We start from the raw sequence: 8,347 nt of genomic DNA on the forward strand, positions 1-8,347 counted from the left end.
ACCTCATTCCCCCTTTTCAAGGGGGAATGAGGTCAAAGTTCCTTTTTCTAAGAGGGATTTAGGGAGATCCAAGAGAATTACCAAAATACATCTTTTCGTTCATCCTGCAAAACTTCCATTAAATAACGACCATAACTACTTTTAGCCATAGGTTGAGTTAACTCAAATAATTGCTTAGCATCGATATATCCCAACCTATAAGCAATCTCTTCAATACAGGCGATTTTTAAGCCTTGTCGTTCTTCCAAAGTCTGAATATAGTTAGCAGCTTGAAGTAAAGATTCATGAGTTCCAGTATCCAACCAAGCATATCCACGTCCCAACACTTCTACATTTAATTTACCTTGTTGTAAGTAAATCATATTTACATCTGTAATTTCCAACTCATTACGAGTAGAAGGTTTAAGATTAGCAGCAATCTCTACGACTTGAGAATCATAAAAATAAATTCCCGGAACTGCATATTTAGACTTAGGATTCAATGGTTTTTCTTCAACATTAATAGCCCTTCCATCAGAATCGAATTCAATCACACCATAATTCTGGGGAGCTTTGACTTGATACCCAAATACCAATCCACCTTCCCTGAGAGTAGCTGCACGGGTTAATATATCAATTAAACCATGTCCATAAAATATGTTATCTCCTAAAATTAAACAAACTGGTTGATTATCAATAAAATTTTGACCTAAAATAAAAGCTTGTGCTAACCCTTCTGGTTTTGGTTGCTCGATGTAACTAAACTTCAAACCCCACTGGGTACCATCCTTTAATAATTGCTGAAACAAACTTAAATCTTTAGGTGTAGAAATAATTAAAATATCCCGAATCCCAGCCAACATCAATACAGATAAAGGATAGTAAATCATCGGCTTGTCGTAAACTGGCATTAATTGTTTACTGACAACATGAGTTAAAGGATAAAGTCGGGTACCAGAACCACCTGCTAGAATAATTCCTTTCATTTGCTATTCTTGATAGAGTTGTTTTACTTGTTCCCAGCCTGGAGACTGGGAACAAGTGTGGCAAGTGTGAGGAGAGCATGGGGACAAATCTATCTCCCTCCAGGAGACGCTGATCCGCACGGCTGCGCCAAACGCAAATTCATACTTTGATTCAGCAACGCCAAATTTTTAGATTTTAAATTAATATTTTTTAACTTAAAGTTAGATATTAGTTTCTATCCATCGCTAAACTCTCAAACTTTTGTCCCTAAATTATTAAACTCTTTAAAGCAAAGATACATTGCTCGAGGAACGTGAAAACAACCTTTCCATTTACCACCCTTGAGATTTAATAGTACTTCACCACGACGGTTTAAGTAACCAAACCACTCACCATTTTCCATATCGCTAAAGTGTGACCAAGCATAATCATGCATTTTTTCATACCATTCCCAACACTCTTCCCGTCCTGTTAAGCGATAACCCATCACTAATCCAACTAAAGATTCTAAATGCACCCACCACAGTTTTTGATCCCATTCTAGTTGCTGGAGGGGGTTCCCATTAATATCCATAAAATAGTACAAACCGCCGTATTCTTTGTCCCAAGCAAAATTCAAAATGTTGAGCATGACGTCAACAGAGCGATTAATTAGGTTATTATTTTCACTTCTCTGAGCGATATCGATCGCAAACCACATAGCTTCCATCCCGTGACCGGGGTTAATCAAACGTCCTTCGAAGGAGTTGACTTGCGAACCGTCAGGAGCAACATTTTCTAACATCAATCCTCGTTCTGGATCGAGAAAATCACCCATAACTTCAGTTATGGTTGCATCTAAAATTTCCTCTAGGGTGTCGCTTTGCAATAACCAAGCCATCTCCAAAGACAAGTTAGCCAAAATCATTGGTACAGCTAAAGCTTTCATGGGACGAGTACCGGGATAGCTTTTATTGTATTTACCTTTGGGATTTTCTTTACGACGTAAAACGTTATTATAAGCTTGTAGTGCGATATCCTTTGCCCAATTTTCTCCAGAAGCTAAAGCATATTGACTAAATGCCATAGCTGCAAAGCAATCAGAAAATATATTATAAGGTTGTACCAAAGGATTACCTTCACGGGTGAGGGAAAAATACCAATTCCCGTCTGGGTCGCGTCCGTGTTGAGCGAGGAATTTTGCACCATTACCAGCAATTTTTAGCCAGCGATCGCGCTTATCAAGCTTGTTATACAGCATGGAAAACAACCACACCTGACGGTTTTGCAACCATACAAACTTGTCAGTATCGTAAATTTTACCGCTTCTGTCCAAGCAGGTGAAGTAACCACCTTTTTCCCAGTCAACTGAATTTTGCTCCCAAAATGGAATTACATTTTTGAGAAGAGTATCTTTATAAAGTTCTGCAAGTTCTTCAAACCTATATTTAGTCGCACTGCTCATTGTATAAAATCTATTACATAAAAATCAATGAGCTTAATTATCTCCTTGCTGTGGATTACAAACAAGTGGTATGTCTATGAATTAAGGGAATTACATCTAAGTTTCCCCTATTTATCAGGGATTAAAGAGACCTAAATCTGACCGGCTTGTAATTAGGGACTTGCATTAAGTGTCATTCTCATATTATTTTTTGAAGACACAAAATCAATGTAACTTTAAATACAATATTTTCGAGAATCCGTAGTAATGAAAGTGATTTCTTATCTTTAAGATTTTTATACTCTAAAGATACTTTATAAAATTTTGCTAGGCATTATCGTTTACTCCTTGAATTGATATTGAGCTAGCGTTTTGCTGGTGATTTTTTAACTTTTCTTCAATTTTCTTAAACTCTGAATAAGCAATTATAAAAAAGTAACGAAACATACAATTTAGGTCATCTCATCATTTATATTCTTGATTAATAATTCAGTACCGTATGTGTCAATTGTTTGACAACATACTTTTAGGATTATTTCTCTGTAAGGAAGATATTTAGTTAGAAAAAATCTGTTTTGAGGAGTGAATCAAATCATGTATAGAAATTGGATTTTCACATGGTTAGGTCATCAATTTTTATTAAGTGCGACTTTGTTAGGATTATTTGGTTTAACATCTACCAGGACAATTGCAGCCCAGAAAAATATTAATATCAAATCAGTAAAAACAACTGCCACTAAAGCAACTCACACTAAAAATATACCTCTAAAGGAAATTAACAAACTCGAACAACAACAGACACAGATCATATCTCAGGTAACATCAGTATCTCAGTTGTCTGATGTCCAACCTACAGATTGGGCGTTTCAAGCTTTACAATCCCTTGTTGAACGTTATGGCTGTATTGCAGGATACCCAAATAGTACTTATCGCGGGAATCGTGCTTTAACGCGTTATGAATTTGCTGCGGGTTTAAATGCTTGCTTGGATCGTGTCAATGAATTGATTGCAACAGCAACAGCGGATCTAGTTACCAAACAAGACTTAGCCTTATTACAACGTTTACAGGAAGATTTTTCTGCTGAACTAGCAACTTTACGAGGTAGAGTTGATAGCTTAGAAGCTCGCACAGCGGAACTAGAAGCAAATCAATTTTCTACCACCACAAAACTTAAAGGGGAAGCTACCTTTACTCTTGCAGACACCTTTGGAGATGACACAGAAACTCAAGCAGTTTTTAATAATAAAGTCCGCCTCCAGTTAGTATCCAGCTTTACGGGGAAAGATAAACTATTTACTCGTTTGACTGCAGGAAATATCGGTAACTCATTTGCTGATGAGTTAGGTACCAACGAAGGGCGTTTTGCTCATGATGGCGCTGGTAATAATGATGTGATTATTGACCGCTTGCATTATGTCTTCCCTGTTGGTGAAAAACTGAAAGTAACTGCAATGGCGAGTTTGGGGGCTCATCACTTCTATGCAGATGTATTTAACCCCGGCTTGAATACAGGTGGTGGTGGAACCGGTGCACTTTCCCGATTTGGGGAACGCAACCCTATTTACCGTCTTGGTATTGCGAACTCTACAACTGGAGTTGGTTTCAGTTACAAGCTAAATAAACTAATCAAACTGGAGGGAGGTTATCTGGCGAAAAATGGTTCTGACCCTTCCAGTAAAGCAGGCTTATTTAATGGTAATTATTCCGCCATGGGTCAAATTGTGGTACAACCTGCAAAACGATTTAAGTTTGGTCTCACCTACGTAAACGGCTACGATCCTGGTGATGGAACCTTTGCTTTTGGAGGGACGGGAACGAATCTTGCTAATGGATTACTTCCTGGAACAGAGGAAAGAAGAATTAATAGTAATTCCTATGGAGTTCAAGCTCAATTTGATGTTAGCCCTAAATTTAGTATTAGAGGTTGGGGTAGCTTTACCGATGTTGATTTCAATGGAGGTGATGCAGAAATTTGGAATTATGCGATCGCACTTGCATTCCCTGACTTGGGTAAAAAAGGTAGTTTAGGTGGAATTATTGCAGGTGCAGAACCCTATGCTGGTCGTCTCAACCCACGTCCTGCAGATTTTACTAATGACACTCCTTTACATGTTGAGGCATTTTACAGATATCCAGTAAACGACAATATTTCCATTACTCCTGGTGTTATTTGGTTAAATGCTCCCAATCAAGATCGGGACAATGACGATATTTTTATCGGGACTTTGAGAACTACGTTTACATTTTAGTGATTTGACAAGAAACTAAAAAGTTTTCTTTTATAAATCGTGTAGAGATGTTCCACGGAATATCTTTACAATTCTTTTGGGTTATTCTGACCCAACTAAACTTAAATCGAATTATCGTTATACAAGTTATTGGCTAAATTTTTAATAATTAACTATATTCAATGCATGATTTTTGATACATCATTTCAGTTGTTAAATAGTAAATGTCTAAAAAACGACGATAGTATTAATACTGAATTACATCCTAAGTTTTTAATTCATCATCTGAAAATAAAATAGTAAAACTTTAAACAAACATAATCATAAATATACTTATTTTTTTGTGGCTTAGATATCATAAGGTAAGAGCAATATTTCCTTGATGTTATTTGATTGTTTGTGAGAAAGGATATAACTCTGAAGATGTTACGGATGTTTATTAAGCATGTTTTATACTAAAACCAAAAAATAAATTGTCCTATCCTCTGACAACAACACAACCATCTGACTTATACTCAAACACCTAAGGATTAGTCGAGTCAAATATGTCTCCAGCTAAGTCATCTACATCAAATACAGATCCTCAAGATACACTCAGGTCTCGGAAAGCCATATTTAATAAGTGGTTTGGGAATCTGAAAGTAGGTCGTAAAATCGGTTTGGGGTATACTGTGGCTTTAGGTATAGCTGTTATTGGTTCAATTACTGGAGTATTGATTGGAGATAGCTTTCACCAAAAAGCTATATACCAAGAAGAAGATGCAAATGAAGAATTTAGGCTGATAAGCACTCTAAATCTGGAATTATTACAGACTCATCAACATTTCCTAATGTTTTCTGTTGTTTTAAATGACACGGAAAAATTAACAGAAAATTATGCTTTATTTATTAAACATAAAGAAAATTTTCAGAAACAATGGAAAAAATTTAAAGATAGTGAAGGTGGTACTGATGGAGAAGAAGAAGAAGAAGGTGAATTGGAAGCAATAGAAAATTTTCTCGAAGAGCATGGAAGTATCCCGGAAAAATATATTCGAGAAACAGAAGAACTGTTGCAAGAAGTTAATATTCTTTATTTAGAACCAAGAAATAAAGATGCAGTGAAGAAGAAACTGCTGGATTTTAGTGATAATGATTTAGTGATCGATGTAAATCGGTTATCGGATGGTTTAGTAGTCTTAAGTGAACGTCTTGAGGAGGAATATAAATTAGCAAAATCTTACACTCTAGGAGCTTATCAGCTACGGCGTCAGATAATTTTTAGCAGTGTAATTATATCAATACTAATTGCTGCGATTTTAGCAATGTACGTGAGTCGTACCATTACCTATCCCTTACAAAATACTACTAAACTTGCAAAACAAGTAACTCAGGAAGCAAACTTTGACTTACAAATTCCTGTTGTGACTACAGATGAGGTTGGGGTTCTTAGTACATCTTTAAATGAGTTAATTTCTAAAGTAAAACAACTATTAGAAGAACACAAACTCATTAATAAAAATTTAGATGAGAAAAATATATATCTTGAAAAAACTCTACAGGAATTGCAATCAACCCAAGCTCAGTTAATTCAAAGTGAGAAAATGTCTAGTTTGGGTCAACTTGTAGCGGGAGTCGCACACGAAATAAATAATCCAGTCAGCTTTATCCACGGAAATTTAGTTCACGCAACTGAGTACATCCAAGAATTATTAGAATTACTTGCTCTTTATCAAGATTGTTATCCAAAACCTTCCGAAGAAATTCAATCTCAAATAGAAGCTATTGAGCTTGGGTTTATTGTGAAAGATTTAACCAAGCTGTTAAAGTCCATGCAAGTAGGAACAAACAGAATTCGGGAGATTGTATTATCGTTAAGGAATTTCTCTCGCCTTGATGAATCTGATTTTAAGCGAGTAGATCTTCATGAAGGCATTGATAATACATTGATGATTCTACAAAATCGTTTGAAAGCAACAGAAAAACGCCCAGAAATTGAAATTATCAGGAATTATGGCGATCTACCCTTTGTTGATTGCTATCCTGGTCAACTCAACCAAGTTTTTATGAATTTGCTAACCAATGCAATTGATGCTTTGGAAGAATCTAACCAAGGACTCAGTTACGGGGATATAGAAGCAGAACCCAACACTATAACTATTAATACTGAATGTGTGGATAAAAAATGGGTGAGAATTAGTATTAAAGATAATGGTTTGGGTATGAATCAAGAAGTACAATCTAAGTTATTCGACCCATTTTTTACAACAAAACCCGTTGGTAAAGGTACGGGTTTAGGATTATCCATCAGCTATCAAATTTTAACTGATAAACATCAAGGTAAACTGTGCTGCAGTTCTGAGTTAGGGGTAGGGAGCGAATTTGTGTTAGAGATACCAGTCAAGCAAGTCGTAAATTCTACTGTGTTTTCTCCAAGATTTAAGTAGCAAGAAAACAAACGATAGTACGCATTTTTTTTGTTTTGACTCTTTGTTTTTACTTGTATTTTTGGTTATTTAATTTACGAGTAATTTACAGGAACAAATAAAAGTTTTTTACGAAACCAAAATATGTCGCACTTATTACGCCAGTTGAAAATATAATCAAAAACTACATAACAAAAATACAATTTTAAATCAATAATCATAATCTTAATTCTAAATTATTGATTTTGATGCAACCATTGATTTAATTCGTCTAATTCTGCTTTTGGCATATGTCGTAGATTTTCTTCTGCAGGGAAAAGGTTTTTTTCTATATCTTGACTATATTTTTCAATCGCATCTACAGTCAAGGTTTGAAAGTCTTGATATTTTTTCGCTAATCGAAGTTTACGGGGTGTTATTCCTAAAATATCATTAACAATTAATACCTGTCCATCCGTGTAACGTCCAGAACCAATACCAATAGTAGGAATATTTAGTTTTTGGGTAACAACTTGACCTAATTCTTCTGGAATCAGTTCTAAAACTAACATAAATATGCCCAAGGTTTCTAATCTTTTTGCAGCTGTAATAATTTCTTTAGCTTGGTCAAAAGTTTTACCTTGAACGGCTTTTTTTTGGTGAGTTTGGGGTTGCAAACCAAGATGTCCGCAAACTGGAATATTATGTTCTATTAAGCATTCAACAACATTTTCTTGTAATCCTTCTAACTTGACACAATCTGCACCGTGGGAAATCAATTTTTTGGAGTTTTCTAAAGCTTGTTCCGGAGTTTGATAAGACACGTGAGGTAAATCCGCAAGAATAAAGCTTTCTTTTACTCCTCTACGAACAGCCTTAAGATGATGCACAATATCACTCATTGTCACCTGAGTTTCGTCTTCATAACCTAAAACATTAGTTCCTACACTGTCACCGACAAAAATTACATCTATTCCTGCTTTATCTTGTAGAAGAGCAGTAGTGTAGTCGTAGCAAGTAAGAGCAATAATTTTTTGCTTGTTTTTCTTTTTATCAAGCAGATACTTTACATCCTTCTTCATTAAGCTTCACCCTGAAATTTTATTGGTATTTATATTTTAACTACGGAGTCGTACTTAGTGGTCTTCCTATCAATTATGAGGAGTTTTGGAGACCTTAGGGTGCGTTAACCGTACTCGTAACCCACGATCCTTAAAGCTTTTGGTGCGTTATGACTTCCGTCTAACGCACCCTACTGGACTGACACAGCTAAAATAGTGCATTAGCAAAATCCAAAAATCATTAATTGAAATAAATTTTAGGACAAATCTATTGCATCATTTTAGGCGTGTCAGTCCACTACAAT

5 protein-coding genes are annotated in these 8,347 nt (G+C 35.6%); 2 read left to right on the plus strand and 3 right to left on the minus strand.

The features are described from left to right. Positions 1–77: 77 nt before the first annotated feature. Together rfbA and QNJ50_RS27835 are read right to left on the minus strand one after the other, a co-directional pair. On the minus strand, positions 78–965 hold the full coding sequence (rfbA, locus tag QNJ50_RS27830; protein ID WP_300642235.1) for a glucose-1-phosphate thymidylyltransferase RfbA: 888 nt from the start codon (positions 963–965) through the stop codon (positions 78–80). A gap of 233 nt (positions 966–1,198) precedes the next feature. Then, entirely contained in the window at positions 1,199–2,389 is a 1,191-nt protein-coding gene (locus QNJ50_RS27835; protein ID WP_300642238.1) for an AGE family epimerase/isomerase, read from the minus strand. Positions 2,390–2,962: 573 nt separating this feature from the next. On the opposite strand from QNJ50_RS27835, the gene QNJ50_RS27840 reads away from it, so the two are divergent. Then, complete coding sequence (locus tag QNJ50_RS27840; RefSeq protein WP_300642241.1) at positions 2,963–4,618, plus strand: iron uptake porin; 1,656 nt, start codon at positions 2,963–2,965, stop codon at positions 4,616–4,618. Between the two features lie 524 nt (positions 4,619–5,142). Continuing rightward, a complete protein-coding gene (locus QNJ50_RS27845) occupies positions 5,143–7,023 on the plus strand; it encodes an ATP-binding protein (RefSeq protein WP_300642243.1) in 1,881 nt (626 codons plus the stop codon). Between the two features lie 215 nt (positions 7,024–7,238). Here QNJ50_RS27845 and panB read toward each other — a convergent pair whose 3' ends face one another. Next, the gene (gene panB, locus QNJ50_RS27850; protein WP_300642246.1) at positions 7,239–8,063 is read right to left on the minus strand and encodes a 3-methyl-2-oxobutanoate hydroxymethyltransferase; all 825 of its coding nucleotides are present in this window, start codon (positions 8,061–8,063) and stop codon (positions 7,239–7,241) included. Positions 8,064–8,347: the final 284 nt, after the last annotated feature.

This window comes from Mastigocoleus sp. MO_188.B34 (genome assembly GCF_030065675.1).
Classification (GTDB): domain Bacteria; phylum Cyanobacteriota; class Cyanobacteriia; order Cyanobacteriales; family Nostocaceae; genus Mastigocoleus.

Excerpts from the sequence above, each read along its gene's own strand:
- rfbA (WP_300642235.1), bottom strand. The coding sequence starts at position 965 with ATGAAAGGAATTATTCTAGCAGGTGGTTCTGGTACCCGACTTTATCCT.
- QNJ50_RS27835 (WP_300642238.1), bottom strand. The coding sequence starts at position 2,389 with ATGAGCAGTGCGACTAAATATAGGTTTGAAGAACTTGCAGAACTTTAT.
- QNJ50_RS27840 (WP_300642241.1), top strand. The coding sequence starts at position 2,963 with ATGTATAGAAATTGGATTTTCACATGGTTAGGTCATCAATTTTTATTA.
- QNJ50_RS27845 (WP_300642243.1), top strand. The coding sequence starts at position 5,143 with ATGTCTCCAGCTAAGTCATCTACATCAAATACAGATCCTCAAGATACA.
- panB (WP_300642246.1), bottom strand. The coding sequence starts at position 8,063 with ATGAAGAAGGATGTAAAGTATCTGCTTGATAAAAAGAAAAACAAGCAA.